This is a genomic window from Thermophilibacter sp., from assembly GCF_966187215.1.
On record NZ_CBIFYV010000110.1, the window covers coordinates 1 to 19,664 of the forward strand.

Genomic DNA, 19,664 nt, shown 5'->3' on the forward strand with positions numbered 1-19,664 from the left:
CGTCCGTCGCGGGCATCGCCCTGAACCCCAGGACCGCTTAGGGAGAAGCTCGCTCGAGGCGGGGCGCCCGCCGATGGGATCTCCCCGCTGGCGGGCGCCCCGTGCGTTCCGTGGATGGGGGCGGCTCGACTGACCGTGCCCCTCGCTACTTCTTTCTGTGCGACCTCACCACGACGACGATGGCCACGATGACGACGATGGCCATGACGACGTAGGGGAGGACGTCGCCGAGCTGGAGTCCCACCTGCGGGTCGTGGACCTGGACCAGCTGCCCGCGCGAGCGCGACGCCGTGCGCACCAGCGCGTCCCCGTACGCCGCGGCCCTCGTCATGTTCTCGAGCATGTTCGCTCCTCTCGCCTGGTTCCCTCGGACGGCTCCAGCGTAGGTCCTCCCGGCGCGCGTTTGTTGCGCAACATGGGGACGAGGGCGGGGGCTATGATGTGACTGGGCCGGTCGCCCGAGTCCATGGGTCGTGACGGCACCCGGATCTGAGGAGGCATCATGTTCTGTCCCAAGTGCGGCACCCAGCTTCCCGACAACGCGCAGTTCTGCGCCTCGTGCGGCGCGCGCATCGCGCCGGCGCCCACGACGGGCGCGCCGGCCGGCGCCGCCCGGGTCACGAGCCGGCACCCCAGGAAAAAGCCGCTGATCGTGGCGGCGGCTGTCGTGGTGGTGGCCGTCGTCGGCGTGGTCGTCGCCTTCGCCACCGGGCTTCTCGGCGGGCCGAGGGTCCCCAACGGGACCATCTCGATCAACGGCTTGCTGTACTTCCAGTTTGAGCGGCAGGGGTCGGACGCTTACGTGACCGTGGGCGGCGCGTATGGCGACGGGGACAAGTCCCCGTTCGTGAGGGGAAGGCTCGTCAGGGACGGGAGCAACGAGGACGGCACCGTCTGGCGGCTCGAGGACGCCACGCTCCCCGACGGCGGGACGCTCTGGGACTGGTATCGCCTCCAGTTCCCCGACGGCGCCGCCGACGGCAAGCTCGTCGGCGCGTGGAAGTTCTCCTACGGCTACGACGACCCTGAGGACAATGACTATGCTTACAGCACGCTCGCGAACTTCAGCGATGACGGGGGAGCTTGGATTCTGACGGTCTCCGGTGGGCTTGACCTCACGCAGCAGCACTATTCCTACGACGACGCGGTGGCGCTCAGCCAGAGCGTCGACGGCGCGAACCTGGGCGACGGCATGACCTGGTGGCCCAACGGCGACAACTACCAGTTGGGCATGAGCGGCTACGACTACAGCTACGACATCACCTTCGACCTCTCGTAGGCGCGCCGTCGCTGGCGCTTCTCGCCGAATCGGCTATACTGTCACCCGCACGCGCCCATAGCTCAGTGGATTAGAGCGTCTGCCTCCGGAGCAGAAGGTCGTGGGTTCGAATCCCCCTGGGCGCACCATCGCACGTTCGGGCCCGGTCGCCATGTGGTGACCGGGCCCTTTGCGCGCGCCTCCCCTTACGCGAGTGCACGAAATTATTGATATTCGTGCTAAGTTCGATGGCGCGGACTTCTCGTGACCTGCGGTTTTGTGGGCAAGAGGGGCTTCAAAGCCGGATGGATATCAATAATTTCGTGCACTCGCGAATCCGGAACTGCGGCGCGCCACCCGTCGCCCGTCACATGGCCGCCGCGTCTCTCTTTTTCGTAAGGATTCCGTCACCCCGGCCGTCCCGTGGCACAATGGACGCCGCACGCGACGGGAGGGGAGCGATGACGGGCGAGAAGGACCAGGGCCTCGCGGGCCTCACGGACGAGGAGGTCGCCGAGCGGGTGGCCCAGGGGCGCACCAACGCCAACACCGACGTGCGCACCAAGTCCGTGGGCCAGATCGTGGCCGAGCACGCGCTCACGCTGTTCAACGCCGTGAACCTCGCGCTGGCCGTGCTCGTGCTCGTCACCGGCCAGTACCGCAACATGCTCTTCATGGTGGTCGTGGCCGCCAACCTGCTCATCGGCGTGGGCCAGGAGCTGCGCGCCAAGCGCATGGTGGACCGGCTCACGATTCTCACGCAGAAGGAGGTCACGGTCATCCGCGCCTCCGGGGAGCGCAGCGTGGCGCCCTCGGAGCTGGTGGCCGACGACCTCGTGCGCCTGGCCCACGGCGACCAGGTGCCCGCCGACGGCGTCATCGTCTCCGGCCATGTGAGCATGAACGAGAGCCTGCTCACCGGCGAGTCGACCCCGGTCTCCAAGGGCCCCGGCGACGAGCTGCTCTCGGGCAGCTTCGTGGACGCCGGCAGCCTCGTGGCGCGCGTCACGCGCGTGGGCGCCGAGGGCTACGCCGCGCGCATCAACGCGGAGGCCAAGTACGTCAAGCCCGTGCGCTCCGAGATCCAGGACACCCTGCGCGCGATCATCCGGCTGGGCACCGTGGTGCTCGTCCCGCTGGGCGCGGGGCTGTTCCTGCGCTCGCTGCTCATGGATGGCGGCACCCCCTCCGACGCGATCCTCACCTCGGTGGCCGCGGTCATCGGCATGATCCCGCAGGGGCTCGTGCTGCTCACCTCGTCGGTGCTCGCGATCGCGACCTTCCGCCTGGGCCGGCGCATGGTCCTCGTGCAGCAGGCCTACTGCGTTGAGACCCTCGCGCGCGTGGACACGCTCTGCCTGGACAAGACTGGCACGATCACCACCGGCGAGATGGAGGTCTCCGACGTCGTGCCCGCGCCCGGCCGCGCCGCCGACGAGGTCGTCGTCGCGCTCGCGCGCGTCACGCGCGCCAACGAGGCCGACGCCAACGAGACCGCCCGCGCGATCCTCGCCTACGTGGGCGAGAAGGGCGAGAGGGACGCGGCGCCCGCGGCCCGCGCGGTGCCCTTCTCGTCCGCGCGCAAGTACTCCGGGTGCGTGACGGCGGACGGCCGCGCGCTGGTCATGGGTGCCGCGGCCTTCGTGCTGGGGGCCGGGCGCGCCGGCGAGGCCGACGCGCTCACGCAGGCCCTCGACGCCACCGAGCGCGTGCTCGTGGTGGCCGAGTCCGACGGCTTCGACGAAGCCGACCGGGTCGTGGGTTCCCCGCGCCTCCTCGGCTGCGTGGCCATCCGCGACCAGATCCGCCCTACGGCGGCAAAGACCATGCGCTACTTCCTCGAGCAGGGCGTGGAGCTGCGCGTCATCTCGGGCGACGACCCGCGCACGGTCTCGGCCATCGCCGCGCGCGTGGGCGTGCCGGGCGCCGAGCGGTACGTGGACGCCACCACGCTGGCCACGCCCGAGGACCTCGACGCGGCGGTCGATGGGGCCCGCGTGTTCGGGCGCGTGACCCCGCAGCAGAAGCGCGAGCTCGTGCGCGCCCTGCACCGGCGCGGGCGCACCGTGGCCATGACCGGCGACGGCGTCAACGACGTGCTCGCCCTGCGCGAGGCCGACTGCTCGGTGGCCATGGCGTCGGGCTCGGCCGCGGCGCGCAACGTCTCGGAGATCGTGCTCGCCGACAACGACTTCGCGCACATGCCCGAGGTCGTGGCCGAGGGGCGCCGCTCGATCAACAACCTGCAGCGCTCGGCGTCGCTGTTCCTCGTCAAGACCGTCTTCACCGCGGTGCTCGCGCTCATCTGCATCGTGATGCCCCCGTACCCGTTCATCCCGATCCAGATGTCGCTGCTCTCCACGGCGGTGATCGGCATCCCGTCGTTCGTGCTCGCCCTCGAGCCCAACCACGAGCGCGTGCGCGGGAGCTTCCTCGCCAACGTGCTCGCGCGCTCGCTGCCCGCGTCGGCGGCCATCCTCTGTGCGCTCCTCGCCGAGCTCGTCGTGGGCCGCGCGCTCGAGCACTCCTTTGACGAGATCTCAACGGTCTGCACCGTGCTCGTGGCCTTCGTGGGCATCGCGCTCATCTGGCGCATCTCCCAGCCGCTCACGCCGCTGCGGGCGGTCCTTCTCGCCGTCATCGTGGCCATTGTTGCGCTTGGGTGTACGGTGGGCCGCTCGTTCTTCGAGTTCGTGGACATGGACGCTAGCATGGGGGCGGTCATCGTCGTCGCGGGCCTGGCGGCGGTGGCGCTGTTCAACGTCATGTACGACCGCTCGCTCGCGGGCTACGAGACAAGCGCGCGCTTCGCGCGGCTCGTGAGCAAGGTTGAGGGGAGCCATCATGGCAGAGGTTAGGGACGACCTGTTCGCGGCGGTCGCGGCCGCGCGGCGGACGAGCACGGTCGAGGCCGGGGGCGTCGCGCGCCCGGCGGTGGTGGTCTCGGGCCTGCCGGGCGCGGACCGGCTGCCGCGCGCGCTCGTCTGCCTGCTGGAGAACGTGGTGCGCCGCGCCGCGAGCGACGAGGCGGCGGCGCGCGGGGCGGCCGCCGTCCTCGAGGCGGGCCTGGCCGGCCGCGCGGGCGACGAGATCGAGTTCATGCCCGCGCGCGTGCTCTTCCAGGACTTCACCGGGGTGCCGGTCTTCGTCGACTTCGCCGCGATGCGCGACGCGATGGCGGCGCGCGGGGGCGACCCGAGGACGGTCAACCCCAAGATCCCCTGCACGCTGATCGTCGACCACTCGGTCATCGCCGACGTGTCCGAGCGCGCGGGCGCCGCCGAGGCCAACGAGGCGCTCGAGGCCGAGCGCAACCGCGAGCGCTTCGCCTTCCTCAAGTGGGCGAGCCGCTCCTTCGACAACGTGGAGATCGTGCCGCCCGGCGGCGGCATCTGCCACCAGCTGAACATCGAGCGCTTCTGCCGCGTGGTCGCCACCGACGCGCTGGCGTCCGACGAGCTCGCCTGCTTCGACACGCTCGTCGGCACCGACTCGCACACCACCACGGCCAACGGGCTGGGCGTGCTCGGCTGGGGCGTCGGCGGCATCGAGGCCGAGGCCGCCTCGCTGGGACAGCCCGTCTCGATGCTCGTGCCCCCCGTGACGGAGCTGCGCCTGACGGGGGCGCCGGCAGACGGCGTCTCGGGCATGGACGTGGCGCTCACCGTGGCCCAGCTCCTGCGCGCGGAGGGCGTCGTGGGCCAGGTCGTGGAGGTGACGGGCCCGGGCGTGGCGGCGCTCAGCGCCACCCAGCGCGCCTGCGTGGCCAACATGACGCCCGAGTACGGCGCCACCGCCACGCTGTTCCCCACCGACGACGTCACCTGCGACTACCTCGAGCTCACCGGGCGCGACCCGGCGGAGGTGGCCTTCGCGCGCGCCTACCTCGAGGCCCAGGGCGTCTACGGCGGCGAGGGGGACGCGGGCCGCGTCTACGCCCGCACCCTGGAGCTCGACCTCTCCTCCGTGGAGGTCTCGCTCGCCGGCCCGTCGCGCCCGCACGACCGCGTGGGCGTCGGCGGCCTCAAGGGACGCTTCGAGGACGCCGCCCGCGCCGCGGGGCGCGACCTCTCCGAGCGCGTGGAGGTCGAGGGCGCGGGCCCGCTCGGCCACGGGGCCATCGCCATCGCCGCGATCACGAGCTGCACGACGGCCACCGACCCGGCGATGATGGTCGCGGCGGGGCTCCTGGCGAGAAACGCCCGCGCGCGCGGCCTCTCTCCCAAGCCGTGGGTCAAGAAGGTCCTCGCCCCGGGCAGCCACGCCACGGAGCTTCTGCTCAGGCGCTGTGGGCTCGACGAGCCCCTGCGCGAGCTGGGCTTCTTCACGTGCGGCTTCGGCTGCATGAGCTGCATCGGAAACTCCGGCGAGATCAAGGCGTGCCTCAGGGCGCGCGCGCGCGAGCTCGAGCTCACGAGCGTGCTCTCGGGCAACCGCAACTTCGAGGGGCGCATCTCGCCCGACGTGAGCCAGAACTACCTCTGCGCGCCCGCGCTCGTGGTGGCGTACTCGATCGCGGGCACCGTGGACGTGGACCTCGCGTCCGAGCCGCTGGGGACGGGCGCCGACGGCGAGCCGGTCATGCTCGCCGACGTCATGCCCACCGACGCCGACGTGGCCGCCGAGCTGGCCGCCCATCTCGACGGGACGCTCTTCGAGGAGGGCGCGCGGGGCCTCATGGAGGGGTCGGCCGCCTGGCGGGCGCTCGGGTCCGAGCCCTCTGACACCTTCTCGTGGGACGAGGCGTCGACCTACGTGCGGCGCCCGCCCTACTTCGAGATCGCCCGCCGCTCGGACGTCTTCGAGGTGCGCGGCGCGCGGGCGCTCGCGCTGCTCGGCGACTTCGTGACCACCGACCACATCTCGCCGGCCGGCGCCATCGCGCCCGACTCCCCGGCGGCGCGCTACCTCACCGAGCACGGCGTCGCCCCCGCCGACTTCAACACCTACGGCGCGCGCCGGGGCAACCACGAGGTCATGGCGCGCGGCACCTTCGCCAACGTGCGGCTGAGAAACGCGCTGGCCGGCGGCCGCGTGGGCGGGTGGACCACCAACCTGCTCACCGGCGAGGTCCAGAGCGTCTTCGACGCCGCGGAGGCCTACTGCGCCGCGGGCGTCCCGCTCGTCGTGGTGGCCGGCAAGATGTACGGCTCCGGCTCCAGCCGCGACTGGGCGGGCAAGGGACCGCTCCTGCTGGGCGTGCGCGCGGTCATCGCCGAGAGCTTCGAGCGCATCCACCGCTCCAACCTCGTGCAGATGGGCGTGCTGCCCCTGCAGCTCCCCGAGGGAGAGACGGCGGACTCGCTGGGCATCCGCGGCGACGAGACCTTCGACGTGGAGCCCGTCGACCTCGGCGGCGGGCTGCCGGAGCCGCGCGCCGCGCGCGTGCGCGCCACGCGACCCGACGGCACCGTCACCGAGTTCTCCTGCGCCGTGCGCGTGGACACGCCGATGGAGGGGGCCTTCCTCGCCTCCGGCGGCATCCTGCCCTACGTGCTCGACCGTCTCGCGGGAGGGGAGGAGGCCCGGTGCTGACCTGCCCCAGCTGCGGCGCGCGCGTCGACGACGGCGCGCTCGTCTGCCCGCGCTGCCACGCGCAGCTCGACGTGACGCGGCGCATATCCCTCTCCGAGGCCAGCTGGTGCCCCGGCTGCGGGGCGCTGGTGGCGCCCGGGGAGACCACGTGCCCCAAGTGCGGGACGCGCGTGGCCCCCGAGCGTCCGGCCCGGCGCGAGCGGGACCTCGACCTGCCCGACATCGCGGACGACGAGGACGGCACCGGCCGCACCGGCGTCATGACGCGCATCGAGAGCGCCATCCCGCCGGCCGACGACGACGCGGGCCGCGCGGCCGCGCGCGACCGCATCCCGCGCCCGCGCGTCTTCGCGCTCGCGGCCCTTCTCGCCGTGGTGGTGGTGGGCGGCGCCACGCTGCTCATCACGCACCCCTGGGACCCGGCCGCCACCCGGACGCGCGCGAGCGAGCCCGCCGACACCACGTACTCGGGCTTCCCCGGAACGGTCGAGACGCTCTCGGGCCAGGACGCGGGCTCCGGCTCCGACGATGGCTCCACGGGCGACGACCAGCCGGCCACGCCGCTCGAGGCGATCTCCTCGGCGTACGAGCGGCTCGGTCAGCTCGCCGAGCGCGTGGACGAGAGCGAGGACGCGCTGCGCGCGCTCGTCACGGGCGTCGTGGAGTCTGACGCCGACGAGGGCCTCTCGGGCGCGCGGTCCGTGTCGATCGACGTCTCGAACCTCATATCGTCGTCCAGCACGCTCTCCGACGACGACGGCGCCTACGCCGAGGAGCTCGAGCACCTCGTGACCCTCGCCAACTGGCTGCGCAACCGCTGCGACGCCCTCACCGCGGCCTGGGGCGAGGCGGCGGGCGCCGACGACGCGACCTCGGTCGCCGACTCGGTCAGCTCGACGCTCGCCGGCGCATCGGACTACCGGGCCCTCTTCGAGCGGAACTACGACGACTGGGCCCCGACCGCCGAGGACGCCTCCTAGCGCCGTCGCCCGCGCGCCGCGTCTGCCGAATGTGTGAAACCGTGCGCGTCCTGATAGAATCATTGAGTTGAACACGCGCGCGGGCACGCCCGCCGACGGCGACGCTAAGGAGGGGACATGGGCTTTCTCGCCGACCAGCTCTACACCCCGACCTACGAGGTCACAGGCGACGAGGTCGCGGTCATCGACACCTCGCGGGGCACCATCCGCGTGAGGCTCGACGGCGCCGGCGCGCCGGTGCACGTGGCCAACTTCTGCGAGCTGGCCTCCTCCGGCTTCTACGACGGCCTCAAGTTCCATCGCTACGTCCCCGGCTTCGTGATCCAGGGAGGCTGCCCCAACACGCGCGACATGACGCCCGAGCAGGTGGCGCGCGGCGAGGCGGGCCCCAGCGGCCGGCCGGGCACGGGAGGGCCGGGCTACCGCATCCGCGAGGAGTTCAGCGTGAACCCGCGCAACTCCCACGAGGACGGCGCGCTCGCGATGGCGCGCTCCCAGGACCCCGACTCGGCGGGCTCGCAGTTCTACCTCTGCCTGGGGCCGCAGCACGGCCTCGACTCGGGCTACACCGTCTTCGGGCAGACCATCGAGGGAAGAGACGTCATCGACCTGCTCCGCGCGGGCGACGTCATCAACAGCATCAGGATCGAGCACGCGAAGGCGTAGCGCCCGGCTCCTGCGAGGGGGAGAGAAACGTGAACCAACAGGCTTTCGAATCCGGCAAGCGCGCGTACCAGCAGGCCGACTGGCTCGGTGCCGTCACCCTGCTCGGTCAGGCCGTCGCCCCCGGCGAGACCTCGGGCGAGGTCGAGCACCTGCGCGGCAATGCCTACATGAAGCTCGGCCAGTACGACGCCGCCGCGGCCGCCTACGCCGCCGCGCTCGCCGACGCGTCCTACGGCAAGCGCGGCGCGCTGAGCTGCAACCGCGGCCGCGCGCTGCTCGCCGCCGGCCGCACGGAGGAGGCCGTCGCCTCGCTCACCGAGGCCGTCTCCGACGACTCCTACGCCACGCCCTACAAGGCCTACATGGCCCTCGGCAGCGCCTACGAGCGGCTGGGCGACGTCCGCAACGCCGGCATCGCCTACCGCAGCGCCGCGATCGACGAGTCCAACCCGGCGCCGTCGCTCGCCCTGTCCGACCTCGGCAGCTGCTTCATGCGCCTGGGCCGCCCGGTGGACGCCGTGGAGGCCTACCGCACCGCGCTCGACTTCACCGGCCCGCTCGAGAGCCAGAACCGGATCTGGTGCGACCTCGCGCTCGCCTACGTGGCCGCCAACCGCATGAACGAGGCCGTCGACGCCTTCGCGCACGCCACGGCCGACGGCACCCTCACGCTCACCCCCGAGGCCCAGGCCTCCTACGACGCCGCCCGCAAGGCCGTTGCCTCCATCGGCCAGCGCCGCCCCTCCGAGACCGACGCCATGCTCGCCGCCGCGGGCTACGGCGTCACCTCCTACGACCCGCTCGACCCCACCGGTGCCTCCGGCGAGCTCATGCCGTCGCCCGAGGACACCGGCTTCTTCGAGATCCGCGAGGAGGACATCGTCGAGCAGGATAAGCACGACCGCAAGGCGCGCCGCAAGCACCGCCGCACCGGCCTCAAGGTCTTCCTCGTTATCCTCGTGCTGCTGGTCCTGCTCGCCGGCGCCGCCGCCTTCGCCTACGTGAGCGGCTACGGCTGGCCCACGCAGCAGGCCGTTGCCGAGGAGCTCTTCGGCGCCAAGAGCGACGGGTCCGACATCGCCCCCTACGTGGCCCCCGGCACCTCGAGCGCGCAGATCCAGGAGATGTCCGACGTGCTGCCCTCCGGCGCCGAGGTCACGGTCAACGGGGTGGACCGCTCCATGAGCACGTCCACCGTGACGCTCACCGCCACGCTCGCCGGCGGCGGGGAGCAGGACTACACCATCGAGATGGTGCGCGACGGAATCGGCTGGAAGGTCAGCTCCGTCGAGCCGACCTACCTCGCGACCACTGAGTAGGAACCGAGCATGTCTATCATTGACTCCCTCTTCGGTGAGTACGGCGGCGACCTCGCCATCGACCTCGGCACGGCCAACACGCTCGTGGCCGTCCGCGGGCAGGGCATCGTGATCAACGAGCCCTCGGTCGTGGCGATCGACAAGTCCGAGAGCCGCGTCCTGGCCGTGGGCGCCGACGCCAAGCGCATGATCGGCCGCACGCCCGGCTCGATCATCGCCGAGCGCCCCCTCAAGGACGGCGTCATCGCCGACTTCGACGTCACCGAGGTCATGCTCCGCTACTTCATCGAGAAGGCCCGCGAGCGCCGCTACCCCTGGTCGCCGCGACCGCGCGTGGTGGTGTGCGTGCCCTCCGGCGTCACGTCCGTCGAGAAGCGCGCGGTCTTCGAGGCCACCATCCAGGCCGGCGCGCGCCAGGCCTACCTGATCGAGGAGCCCATGGCCGCGGCCATCGGCGCCGACCTGCCGATCGAGGACCCCACCGGCTCGATGGTCGTCGACATCGGCGGCGGCACCACCGAGGTCGCCGTCATCTCGATGGGCGGCATCGTGGTCTCGCAGTCCATCCGCACCGCCGGCGACGAGTTCGACCAGACGATCCTCGAGCACGTGCGGGACGCCTACAACCTCTCCATCGGCGAGCGGACCGCCGAGGACATCAAGATCAAGGTCGGCTCCGCGGCGCCGCTCGCCGAGGAGCTCGACGTGGAGGTCAACGGCCGCGACGTGATGAGCGGCCTGCCCAAGACGGTGCGCATCGAGAGCGAGGAGATCCGCCGCGCCCTCGACCGCCCGCTCGACGAGGTCACCAAGGCCGTCAAGGACGCGCTCGACGTGACCCCGCCCGACCTCGCGTCCGACCTGATGTACTACGGCATCCTGCTCACGGGCGGCGGCGGCCTTTTGCGCGGGCTCGACCAGCGCCTGCGCGAGGAGACGGGCGTGCCCGTGAACGTGAGCCCCACGGCGCTCGAGAACGTCGTGGTGGGCTGCGCCAAGGTCCTCGAGGCCAACGCGCTGTCCGGCGGCTTCGTCCAGAGCACGGCGCAGTAGCGTGCAGCTGAGCTCGAGGGGGAGGGGAGCGGCCCCGACCCTGGGACCCACGACGCGCAAGCAGTCATCGGGCGTCCGCGCCCTCGTCGCGTGCCTGGTCGCGTCCGTCGCGCTGTTCACGCTCAGCTGCCAGACGGGCGAGTCGGGCCCGCTGGGGGCCGTCCGCGGCGCCTTCCAGACCGTGACCACGCCCGTGCGGCTGCTCGGGTCGGCCGCCGCCGCCCCGTTCCGCGGCCTCGGCAACATATTCTCCAATCTGACCGCCGACCAGGCGACGCTCTCCGACCTCCAGGCCGAGGTGGACGAGCTGCGGGCCCGCAACGCCGAGCTTGAGGAGGACGTGGGGGAGGCAGACCGCCTGCGCGAGCTGCTCGAGCTGCAGGACACCAGCCAGCTCACCTCCACGGGCGCCCACATCATCTCGGGCTCCACGGACTCGTGGAGCTCCACGGTCACGATCGACAAGGGGAGCTCGTCGGGGCTCACCGCCGGCATGCCGGTGACGGCCTCGAGCGGGGTCATCGGGCAGATCGTCTCGAGCGGGGCGACGAGCTCCACCGTGCGCCTGCTCTCCGACGAGAACTCCTCGATATCTGCGATGGTGCAGTCCTCGCGCGCCCAGGGCATGCTGCAGGGCTCGGCGACCGGCGAGGTGACCCTCGAGCTGGTGCGCACGAGCGAGCAGGTCAACGTCGGCGACGTCATCGTCACGAGCGGGCTGGGCGGCGTCTTCCCCAAGGGGCTGCCCGTCGGCGAGGTGGCGAGCGTCGAGAGCAGCCCGGGCGACATGTACCTCACGATCGTCGTGGACCTCTACGCCGATCCCTCCCGCGTGGAGGAGGTGCTCGTCATCACCTCGCTCACCGAGGAGCAGCAGGGCAGCGCCGAGGACATCGCCGAGGCGGACCGGCAGGAGCGCGAGGACGGCGCCTCGTCCGGCGACGGCTCGGACGAGGGAGCCTCCGACGACGGAGCGACCGACGACGCCGGCGCCACAGACGACGCCGGCACGTCCGGCGGGGACGCGGAGTAAGGGGGGGAGCGTGCAGGTAGCCGACAGGAACCGTGAGGCCCGGACCACGGCGGTCGTCGCCGCGGTGTGCCTCGTGGCGCAGCTCGCGCTCGCGCCCAACGTGGGGCTCGGCAACGGTCGGGCCAACTTCGCGCTCGTCTTCGCCGTCAGCGTGTCCCTCTCGGCGCCGCCCTCCCGCGCGGTGGTCGCGGGGTTTCTCGCCGGGCTCGTCTTCGACCTGTGCACGACCGGCCCGGTGGGGCTCATGGCGTTCTGCCTGACGGTCGCCTCGTTTTTGCTGTCCGGCGAGGGCCGCGAGCGGGCGGCGGGCGACCTCGGCCTGTGCGTCGCGCGGTTCGCGGTGGCCGACCTGGCCGTCGCCCTCGTCTACCACCTCGCCATGCTGCTGGTGGGGCAGAGCGACTCGCTCGTCGACGCGCTCTTCCTCAGGGCCCTGCCCACCGCCGCGCTCACGCTCGTCGCGTTCCTCCCCTTCGCCTGGCTCCTCAACCGCGCGCGCACCCCCGGCTCCTCGCTTGGGGGCCGTCGCCGCGGCAGCCACCTTTCCGGGAGGGGGCTGTAGGGGCGTGGACCTCTCGCTCGTCATAGTCATCGTGTGCGTGGTGCTCGCGCTCGCGCTGGTCGTCGTCTTCCTCGTGTTCGGCCGCTCGGAGGCCAACTTCACGCTCGACATCGGCGGGCAGGCCCCGCGCGCCGCGGGTGGCGCGGACTCGTCCGGCGAGAAGAAGTCGTCCAACCGCCTCGTCGGGCTGGCCGTCGGCGTGGGCGCGATCTTCTCGGCGCTCGTGGCGCGGCTGTGGTCCATGCAGCTCGTCTCCAGCGAGCAGTACGCGGAGCAGGCCGAGAGCAACCGGCGCAGCACCGTCTACACGCAGGCCCCGCGCGGCCGCATCCTCGACCGCAACGGGCGCGAGATCGTGGGGAACCGCTCGAGCCTGACGGTGGTGGCCGACTCCGATGTCATCGACGACACCGTGGAGGTGCAGCTGCTCGCCAACCTCATCGGCATGCCCGCGCAGGCGGTCCGCCGCAAGCTCCAGGACGCCACCGAGGGTGCCCAGGCCCCGCGCGTGGTGTCCGTGGACGTCTCCCGCCGCGTCGTGGCCTTCATCGGGGAGCACCCGGAGGCCTTCGAGGGGGTCTCGGTCGAGCAGCGCACCCAGCGCTCCTATCCCTACGGCTCGCTCGCCGCGCACGTGGTGGGCTACACCGGCACCGTGACCACCGACCAGCTTGAGGCGAGCCAGGACGTCGAGGGGGGCGTCTCCTATCGCTCCGGCGACGTGGTGGGGCAGTCGGGCGTCGAGCTCTCCTACGAGAGCGTGCTCGCGGGCGTGCGGGGCGAGCAGACCGTCTTCGTGAACGCCGACGGCGCCGTGCTCGGCTACTCGACCAACATCGAGCCCGAGGCCGGCTCCGACGTGGTGCTGACCATCGACATCGACCTGCAGCGCGCGGCCGAGGAGTCCCTGGAGCGCATCGTCACGCAGCAGCGCGACGCGGGGCGGGACTGCGTCGGCGGCAGTCTGGTCGCGCTCGACTGCACCAACGGGGAGGTGCTCGCGATGGCGAGCTACCCGACCTTCTCGCCCAACGTCTTCACCGGCGGCATCTCGCAGGCCGACTGGGACGAGCTCCAGGCCGAGGACGCCAACTACCCGATGCTCAACCGCGCCATCGCGGGCCAGTACCCCTCCGGCTCGGTCATCAAGCCGCTCACGGCCCTCGCCGCCCTCAACGCCGGCGTGGCCACCACCGGCTCCACCTACACGTGCAACGGCTGGTGGTCGTGGTCCGGCGACCGCTCGGGGGGCGTCATGCGCTGCTGGAACGAGAGCGGCCACGGGCCCATCGACCTCCAGAACGGCATCACCTACTCGTGCGACGTGGTGTTCTACGAGATCGGCAAGGGGTTCTACTACTCCGAGACCGACCCAGAGGGCATGCAGGAGACCTTCCGGGCCTACGGGCTCGGCTCCGTCACCGGCATCGACCTCGACGGGGAGGTGTCCGGTCGCGTGCCCGACGCCGCCTGGAAGTGGGACTACTACAAGGGGCTCGGCTACTCCGACGACGACGCCACCTGGAAGGGCGGCGACAACTGCAACATCGCCATCGGCCAGGGCGACCTGCTGGTGACCGCGCTGCAGATGGCCCAGGCCTACAGCAGCATCGCCAACGGCGGCCCCGCGTGGCGCCCGCACGTCCTGCGCGGCGTGCGCGCGAAGGTGGGCGACGGCTTCGTCACGGAGTACCGGGCCGAGCAGAGCCTCGACGTCGAGGAGGACGACTCCTATCGCACGCTCGTGCGCGACGGCATGCTCGGCGTGACCTACCGGGAGTCGCAGAGCCAGGCGGCGCACTGGACCAACCTGAGCATCCAGGTGGCGAGCAAGACGGGAACGGCCGAGCAGACCTACCTCGACCGCAACTGCTGCTGGTTCGGGGGCTACGGCCCCGTCGAGGACCCCAAGTACGTCATCGTCTCGAACGTCGACGGCGCCGACTGGGGCTCCTCGTCGGCCATGCTCGTGGTGCGCGACGTCTTCGGGGCCATCTACGACGAGCCCGACGGGTCCAGCGCCGTGGCGACCGGAGACTAGGGGGAGGGGAGCGATGGCACTCGAGTCACAGGCTGCCGCCGTGGGCGGCCCCGCGTCGCGCGGCGCGGGCGGTTCGCGCGTGGGGGGCCGGCGCGGGCGGCTCGACGGGGTCTACCTGTCCCAGCTCATCCCCGCCCTCCTCATCGTGCTGCTCGGCGTGGTCACCATCTGGTCGGCCTCGCTCACGCTCGAGGCCGCCAACTTCGTGAGCCACCTCGGGGGCATCGCCCTCGGCCTCGTCTTCGCGATCGTCGTCTGGCGCTACGACTGCCGGGCGCTCTCGAACCTCACCACGGCGCTGTTCGTGCTGGCGTGCGTGCTGATGGTGCTGCCGCGCGTCCCGGGGCTCGGCTACGAGGTCAACGGCATGATGGGGTGGGTGAAGCTCGGCCCGATCCGCTTCCAGCCCTCGGAGCCGTCGAAGCTCGTCGTCATCTTCCTCATGGCGTCCGCGTGCGCGCAGTACAACGGGCGCATCGAGACCTTCCGCGACTACGCCAGGCTCTGCGGGACCCTGCTCGTCCCGCTGCTGCTGATCCTGTCGCTCGACCTGGGCACGGGCCTGGTCATCTTCTTCATCGGCGCCGTGGTCATCACGGTCTCGGGCGCGCCGCGCGCCTGGGTGCTCGGGACCGTGGCGCTGATCGTGGCGGTGGCGGCGTTCGTGGTGGGGACGTCTCTGGCGGACTGGTTCCCCTTCCACATCCTCAAGCAGTACCAGCTCAACCGCCTGCTCGTCTTCGTCGACCCGAGCATCGACCCCACCAACGTGGGCTACCAGCTCCAGCAGGCTATGATCGCCGTGGGCTCGGGAGGGTTTCTCGGCAAGGGCCTCGGCAACGCCACGCAGGCACTCAACGGCTTCGTGCCCGAGGCCCAGACCGACTTCGTGTTCTCGCTGTACGCCGAGCAGTTCGGGTTCGTGGGCTCGGTCGTGCTGCTCGGCCTGTACGCGTGGATGATCGTGTCCACCATCCTCCTGGCCATGCGCACCGACGCGATGTTCCCGCGCCTCGTGCTCGTGGGCTGCGTGGCGATGTGGACCTTCCAGGTCCTGGAGAACGTGGGCATGTGCATCGGCATCATGCCGATCACGGGCATCCCGCTGCCGTTCGTGAGCTACGGCTCCTCGTCGATGATCGTCCAGCTCGGGTCCGTGGGAATGGTCCAGTCCGTGTGGCGCCACCGGCAGCGAGCGGCGTGAGGGGGCATCCGATGAGAGGTGGTTTCAGCGTCGGCCGCGCGGCCGAGGTCACCGGGGCGGGGCGCTCCGCGCTGCGCGAGTCCCGCGGGCCGGTGGCCCTGCGCGTGGTCGTCTGTGAGTCGTGCCCGCGCTGGCTCGCGCTCGCCGCGCGCGACGCCCTCGTGCCCGCGCGCGGGGGCGCCCGCCTGATCGTGGGCGACGACCGCGCCGCGGCGTCCCGCGAGGCCTGCGACGCCGCGCTCGTGCTGGGTGGCTCGGACGGGGCGGGGGCCGCCGCGGCCTCCCGACTCGCCGCCTCGGGCGAGCCGACGGCGCTCGTGCTGCCCGCGGGCTCCTGCGCCCGCGCCCCCGAGGGGGCCGAGCTGCTCGAGGTCGCGTCCGCCGACGGGGCGGCGGGGGTCATCGGCCCCTGGCTCGCGGGGGCCTGCGCCCGTCCGCTCGCCCTGGCGTCGGCCTTTCCCGTCTGCCGGGCCGCGGTCTGCGAGGAGCTCGTCCGCGCCTGCGCGGCGAGAAACGCCACCGTGGCCGCGCTCCCGCTCGTCCGCGGCGCCGACCTCCCGGTCATGTGCGCCAACCAGGTCGCCCTCGCCCTCGAGCTGGCCGCGGCCCACGGGCGGGGAGCCGGCCTCGCCCGCGTCGCCGACATCGGCGGCGTCTGCGCGCTCGGGGCGCTCTGGCGCGCCTGCGCCCGCGCGATCGCCCGCCGCTCCGCGCTGCCGGGCCGCGTCGTGGGGGCGCTCGTGGCCGCCGCGGGCACGGTCGCGACCGGCGCGGTCCTCTCGGCGCGGCTCTCCGTGGGGGAGGCGCTGCCGCGGGGCGCGGCCGGCGGCGAGGCGGCCCCCGCGCCCGGGCGGGACGCGAGCGAGGAAGACGGGTACGTGACCATTGGGGAGGCACGATGAGGGCACGACGAGAGAACCTCTTCCACCGGATCGAGCCGCTGCTCGCCCGGGTCGAGCACCCGGCGCGCTACCTCGACCACGAGTGGGGCTCGGTCCAGGAGCAGGACGGCCCCTTCCACCTCTGCATGGTCTACGCGGACGTCTACGAGGTCGGCCAGCCCAACCTCGGCGTGGCCATCCTCTACAACGCGATAAACGACCAGCCCGACATGAGCTGCGAGCGGTGCTACCTTCCTTGGCGCGACATGGCGGCGCTCATGCGCGAGAGCGGCGTGCCGCTGCTCTCGCTCGAGGGCGCGGCCCCGCTCGCCTCGTTCGACGCCATCGGCTTCACGCTCGCCCACGAGCTCATCGCCACCAACGTGCTCGAGGCGCTCGACCTCGCCGGCATCGCCCTGCGCTCCGACGAGCGCGACGAGGACGACCCGATCATCCTCGCGGGCGGTCCCTCCGCCTGGAACTGCGAGCCGCTCGCGCCGGCGCTCGACGCGGTGCTGCTCGGCGACGGCGAGGAGTCGATCGTGGAGGCGTGCGCCTGCATCCGCGACGCCCGCGCCGAGGGCGCGAGCCGCGCCGAGGTGCTGCGGCGCCTGGCGCGCGTGCCGGGCACCTACGTGCCCTCCCTCTACGACGTGGTCGTGGACGAGACCACCACGCGCTGGGGGCGCGCCGTGCCGCGCCCGGGCGAGGACGTGCCCGAGGTCGTGCTCAAGCGCTGCGTGGGCGACTTCGCCGCCACGCCCGCCGTCGCGCAGCGCATCGTGCCCTACATGGGGATCGTCCAGGACCGACTCTCGCTCGAGGTGCTGCGCGGCTGCGCGCGCGGGTGCCGCTTCTGCCAGGCGGGGATGACGTATCGCCCCGTGCGCGAGCGCCCCGCCGACCAGGTGGTGGGCGAGGGCGTCCGCGCCCTTCTCGCCACGGGCTTCAACGAGGTCTCGCTCACGTCGCTCTCGACGACCGACCACTCGCAGTGCGCGGCCATCCTCGGCCGCATGAACGAGGGGCTCGAGGGGACGGGCGTGCGCGTCTCCATCCCGTCGCAGCGGCTCGACTCGTTCGGCGTGGAGATGGCCGCCGCGGTGGCCGGCAACCGCAGGGGCGGGCTCACCTTCGCCCCGGAGGCGGGGAGCCAGCGCCTGCGCGACGTCATCAACAAGAACGTGACCGAGGACGACATCGAGCGCGCGGCGAGAAACGCCTTCGAGCAGGGCTGGCGCCGGTGCAAGCTCTACTTCATGATCGGCCTGCCGACCGAGACCGACGAGGACGTGGTCGGCATCGCGCGCACGGCCGAGCGCGTGCTCGCGATCGGGCGCGAGGTGGCCGGGGCGCGCGCGGGCGTGTCGGTGTCGCTCTCGGTGGCGGTGCTCGTGCCCAAGGCGTTCACGCCCTTCCAGTGGGCGGGGCAGCTCGACCCCGGCGAGGTGCGCCGCCGCCAGCAGCTGCTGCTCCACGAGGTGCGCGACCGCGCGATCCGCGTCTCCTACCACGACGCGGACGTCTCGCTCGTCGAGGGGGCGCTGTCGCGGATGGGCCGCGCGGGCTTCGAGCTGGTGCGCGCCGCGTGGGAGCGCGGGTGCGCCTTCGACGCGTGGACGAGCGAGTTCGACTTCGCGGCCTGGACAGAGGCCGCGCGCTCCTGCGGCATCGACCTGGCCGACGTGGCGTGCGAGGACCTGCCGCTCTCCGCCGCCCTGCCGTGGGACCACACCTCCCCGGGCGTCGACAAGGGCTACCTGCAGCGCGAGTGGCTGCGCGCCACGCGGGGCGAGACCACGCCCGACTGCACGCGCGCGAGCTGCACGGGCTGCGGCGTCTGCCCGACCCTGCGCGTCCGCAACGTCATCCAGGGGGTGAGGGCATGACCGCGCGCCCGCAGCCCACGACGGCCCGTCCCCAGGACCTGCCGACCAAGGCGGAGCTCGCGCGCCTGCGCGTGACCTTCGTCAAGGACGAGCGCCTCGCCTATCTGGGCCACCTCGACCTCATCTCGACCATAGAGCGCTGCGTGCGGCGCTCGCGCCTGCCCTTCTCGGTGGGCAACGGCTTCGCGCGGCGCATGCGCATCCAGTTCACGCAGGCGCTGCCGGTGGGCGCGTCGTCCGCGTGCGAGTGCTACGACGTTCGGCTGAACGAGCGCGTGGACGCCGACGAGTCGCTCGAGCGGCTGCACGCGGCGACCCCCGCCGCGCTGCGCCCGACCGGCGCCGCCTACGTGGACGGGCGGCTGCCCGCGCTCGAGGCCTGGCTCGACCGCTCGGCGTGGGAGGTCGAGCTTCCCGGCGCGCCGTTCGGTCCTGACGAGCTGGCCGCGGCCGTCGACGCGCTCGCGGGCGCCGGCGAGCTCACCTACCGGCGCGGCGAGAAGCTCAAGCGCGTGGACCTCGCCCGCGCCCTCGTGTCCGCGCACGTGACGGGGGAGGGCGGGATTGTGCGGCTCTCGCTCGACGCCCGCTCGGGACCGGGCGGGGCGCTGCGCCCGCGGGCGCTTCTCGACGCCGCCCTCGAGCGCGCCGGGCTCGCTGCGCCGGCGTCCGTCCGCGTGCGCCGCACCGGCCAGTGGCACGAGTCGGATGATGGGCGTCTTGTGGAACCTCTGGGCACTGCGCGCGCGACGGGCCGCGCACCACTATCCTGAGCAAGGTCGCATCGTCCCGGCGCGACCCCGCCCGTCTTTTCCCTTGCGGCCGGGGTCACGGCAACACCTGTGTTGACGAGCCAAGACGCTGCTTGTAATATAAGCAACTGTTGCATTCACGCCAGCAATGAAGGGTCATGCACATGTACGCAATCGTAGCAACTGGGGGCAAGCAGTATAAGGTTGCCAAGGGCGACGTCCTCGACGTCGAGAAGCTCGACGCGCAGCCTGGCGACAAGGTCGAGCTCCCCGTCCTTCTCCTGAACGACGGGACCAAGACCATCGTTGGCTCCGAGCCCCTCCAGGGCAAGTCCGTCACCGCCGAGGTCGTCGACCAGCACAAGGGCGAGAAGGTCCTCGTCTTCAAGCTCAAGAAGCGCAAGCGCTACCACCGCGCCCGCGGCCACCGTCAGAACCTGACGCGCATCAAGGTCGTTGAGCTCCCCGCGTAAGTTCGTCGTCTCTTTCCT

General features: G+C 72.2%; 16 protein-coding genes and 1 tRNA gene. 16 read left to right on the forward strand and 1 reads right to left on the reverse strand.

Features of this window, described 5'->3' with window-relative positions:
- Positions 1-145 precede the first annotated feature (145 nt).
- Positions 146-343, reverse strand: coding sequence for a hypothetical protein (locus ACWTSU_RS08565; RefSeq protein ID WP_455139726.1), 198 nt, complete (start codon positions 341-343; stop codon positions 146-148).
- Positions 344-502: 159 nt separating this feature from the next.
- Here ACWTSU_RS08565 and ACWTSU_RS08570 point away from each other — a divergent pair, with 159 nt between their 5' ends.
- From ACWTSU_RS08570 to rplU, 16 genes are all read left to right on the forward strand, one after another.
- Complete coding sequence (locus ACWTSU_RS08570; RefSeq protein ID WP_455139728.1) at positions 503-1,279, forward strand: zinc ribbon domain-containing protein; 777 nt, start codon at positions 503-505, stop codon at positions 1,277-1,279.
- A 51-nt stretch (positions 1,280-1,330) separates the two neighbouring features.
- Positions 1,331-1,407: transfer RNA gene (locus ACWTSU_RS08575), tRNA-Arg, on the forward strand.
- 312 nt (positions 1,408-1,719) lie between these two features.
- Positions 1,720-4,116, forward strand: coding sequence for an HAD-IC family P-type ATPase (locus ACWTSU_RS08580; RefSeq protein WP_455139730.1), 2,397 nt, complete (start codon positions 1,720-1,722; stop codon positions 4,114-4,116).
- Complete coding sequence (gene acnA, locus ACWTSU_RS08585) at positions 4,103-6,793, forward strand: aconitate hydratase AcnA (protein ID WP_455139732.1); 2,691 nt, start codon at positions 4,103-4,105, stop codon at positions 6,791-6,793. Before ACWTSU_RS08580 ends, acnA begins: the two co-directional genes overlap by 14 nt.
- Positions 6,787-7,773 carry a zinc ribbon domain-containing protein gene (locus ACWTSU_RS08590; RefSeq protein ID WP_455139734.1) on the forward strand — a complete coding sequence of 329 codons (987 nt, stop codon included), beginning with the start codon at positions 6,787-6,789 and terminating at the stop codon, positions 7,771-7,773. Before acnA ends, ACWTSU_RS08590 begins: the two co-directional genes overlap by 7 nt.
- A gap of 117 nt (positions 7,774-7,890) precedes the next feature.
- On the forward strand, positions 7,891-8,439 hold the full coding sequence (locus ACWTSU_RS08595; RefSeq protein ID WP_455139736.1) for a peptidylprolyl isomerase: 549 nt from the start codon (positions 7,891-7,893) through the stop codon (positions 8,437-8,439).
- Positions 8,440-8,468: 29 nt separating this feature from the next.
- The gene (locus tag ACWTSU_RS08600; RefSeq protein WP_455139738.1) at positions 8,469-9,758 is read left to right on the forward strand and encodes a tetratricopeptide repeat protein; all 1,290 of its coding nucleotides are present in this window, start codon (positions 8,469-8,471) and stop codon (positions 9,756-9,758) included.
- Positions 9,759-9,767: 9 nt separating this feature from the next.
- A complete protein-coding gene (gene mreB / locus ACWTSU_RS08605) occupies positions 9,768-10,811 on the forward strand; it encodes a rod shape-determining protein MreB (RefSeq protein ID WP_455136195.1) in 1,044 nt (347 codons plus the stop codon).
- A gap of 1 nt (position 10,812) precedes the next feature.
- Entirely contained in the window at positions 10,813-11,844 is a 1,032-nt protein-coding gene (mreC, locus tag ACWTSU_RS08610) for a rod shape-determining protein MreC (RefSeq protein ID WP_455139740.1), read from the forward strand.
- 10 nt (positions 11,845-11,854) lie between these two features.
- Positions 11,855-12,406: a rod shape-determining protein MreD gene (gene mreD / locus ACWTSU_RS08615; protein WP_455139742.1), complete on the forward strand. Its 552-nt coding sequence runs from the start codon at positions 11,855-11,857 to the stop codon at positions 12,404-12,406.
- Between the two features lie 4 nt (positions 12,407-12,410).
- Positions 12,411-14,447 carry a penicillin-binding protein 2 gene (mrdA, locus tag ACWTSU_RS08620; RefSeq protein WP_455139744.1) on the forward strand — a complete coding sequence of 679 codons (2,037 nt, stop codon included), beginning with the start codon at positions 12,411-12,413 and terminating at the stop codon, positions 14,445-14,447.
- Between the two features lie 13 nt (positions 14,448-14,460).
- Complete coding sequence (locus tag ACWTSU_RS08625) at positions 14,461-15,651, forward strand: FtsW/RodA/SpoVE family cell cycle protein (RefSeq protein WP_455139746.1); 1,191 nt, start codon at positions 14,461-14,463, stop codon at positions 15,649-15,651.
- A gap of 11 nt (positions 15,652-15,662) precedes the next feature.
- On the forward strand, positions 15,663-16,553 hold the full coding sequence (locus ACWTSU_RS08630; RefSeq protein ID WP_455139748.1) for a hypothetical protein: 891 nt from the start codon (positions 15,663-15,665) through the stop codon (positions 16,551-16,553).
- Positions 16,550-18,421, forward strand: coding sequence for a TIGR03960 family B12-binding radical SAM protein (locus ACWTSU_RS08635; RefSeq protein WP_455139750.1), 1,872 nt, complete (start codon positions 16,550-16,552; stop codon positions 18,419-18,421). Before ACWTSU_RS08630 ends, ACWTSU_RS08635 begins: the two co-directional genes overlap by 4 nt.
- Positions 18,418-19,194: a TIGR03936 family radical SAM-associated protein gene (locus ACWTSU_RS08640; protein WP_455139752.1), complete on the forward strand. Its 777-nt coding sequence runs from the start codon at positions 18,418-18,420 to the stop codon at positions 19,192-19,194. The genes ACWTSU_RS08635 and ACWTSU_RS08640 overlap by 4 nt, the downstream gene beginning before the upstream one ends.
- A 143-nt stretch (positions 19,195-19,337) precedes the next feature.
- A complete protein-coding gene (rplU, locus tag ACWTSU_RS08645) occupies positions 19,338-19,646 on the forward strand; it encodes a 50S ribosomal protein L21 (protein WP_455136203.1) in 309 nt (102 codons plus the stop codon).
- The last annotated feature ends 18 nt before the right edge of the window (positions 19,647-19,664 follow it).

What these genes read in the sequence shown, in the direction of transcription:
- ACWTSU_RS08565 (WP_455139726.1), bottom strand. Translation starts at nt 343, where the DNA reads ATGCTCGAGAACATGACGAGGGCCGCGGCGTACGGGGACGCGCTGGTG.
- ACWTSU_RS08570 (WP_455139728.1), top strand. Translation starts at nt 503, where the DNA reads ATGTTCTGTCCCAAGTGCGGCACCCAGCTTCCCGACAACGCGCAGTTC.
- ACWTSU_RS08580 (WP_455139730.1), top strand. Translation starts at nt 1,720, where the DNA reads ATGACGGGCGAGAAGGACCAGGGCCTCGCGGGCCTCACGGACGAGGAG.
- acnA (WP_455139732.1), top strand. Translation starts at nt 4,103, where the DNA reads ATGGCAGAGGTTAGGGACGACCTGTTCGCGGCGGTCGCGGCCGCGCGG.
- ACWTSU_RS08595 (WP_455139736.1), top strand. Translation starts at nt 7,891, where the DNA reads ATGGGCTTTCTCGCCGACCAGCTCTACACCCCGACCTACGAGGTCACA.
- mreB (WP_455136195.1), top strand. Translation starts at nt 9,768, where the DNA reads ATGTCTATCATTGACTCCCTCTTCGGTGAGTACGGCGGCGACCTCGCC.
- ACWTSU_RS08625 (WP_455139746.1), top strand. Translation starts at nt 14,461, where the DNA reads ATGGCACTCGAGTCACAGGCTGCCGCCGTGGGCGGCCCCGCGTCGCGC.
- ACWTSU_RS08630 (WP_455139748.1), top strand. Translation starts at nt 15,663, where the DNA reads ATGAGAGGTGGTTTCAGCGTCGGCCGCGCGGCCGAGGTCACCGGGGCG.
- ACWTSU_RS08635 (WP_455139750.1), top strand. Translation starts at nt 16,550, where the DNA reads ATGAGGGCACGACGAGAGAACCTCTTCCACCGGATCGAGCCGCTGCTC.
- ACWTSU_RS08640 (WP_455139752.1), top strand. Translation starts at nt 18,418, where the DNA reads ATGACCGCGCGCCCGCAGCCCACGACGGCCCGTCCCCAGGACCTGCCG.
- rplU (WP_455136203.1), top strand. Translation starts at nt 19,338, where the DNA reads ATGTACGCAATCGTAGCAACTGGGGGCAAGCAGTATAAGGTTGCCAAG.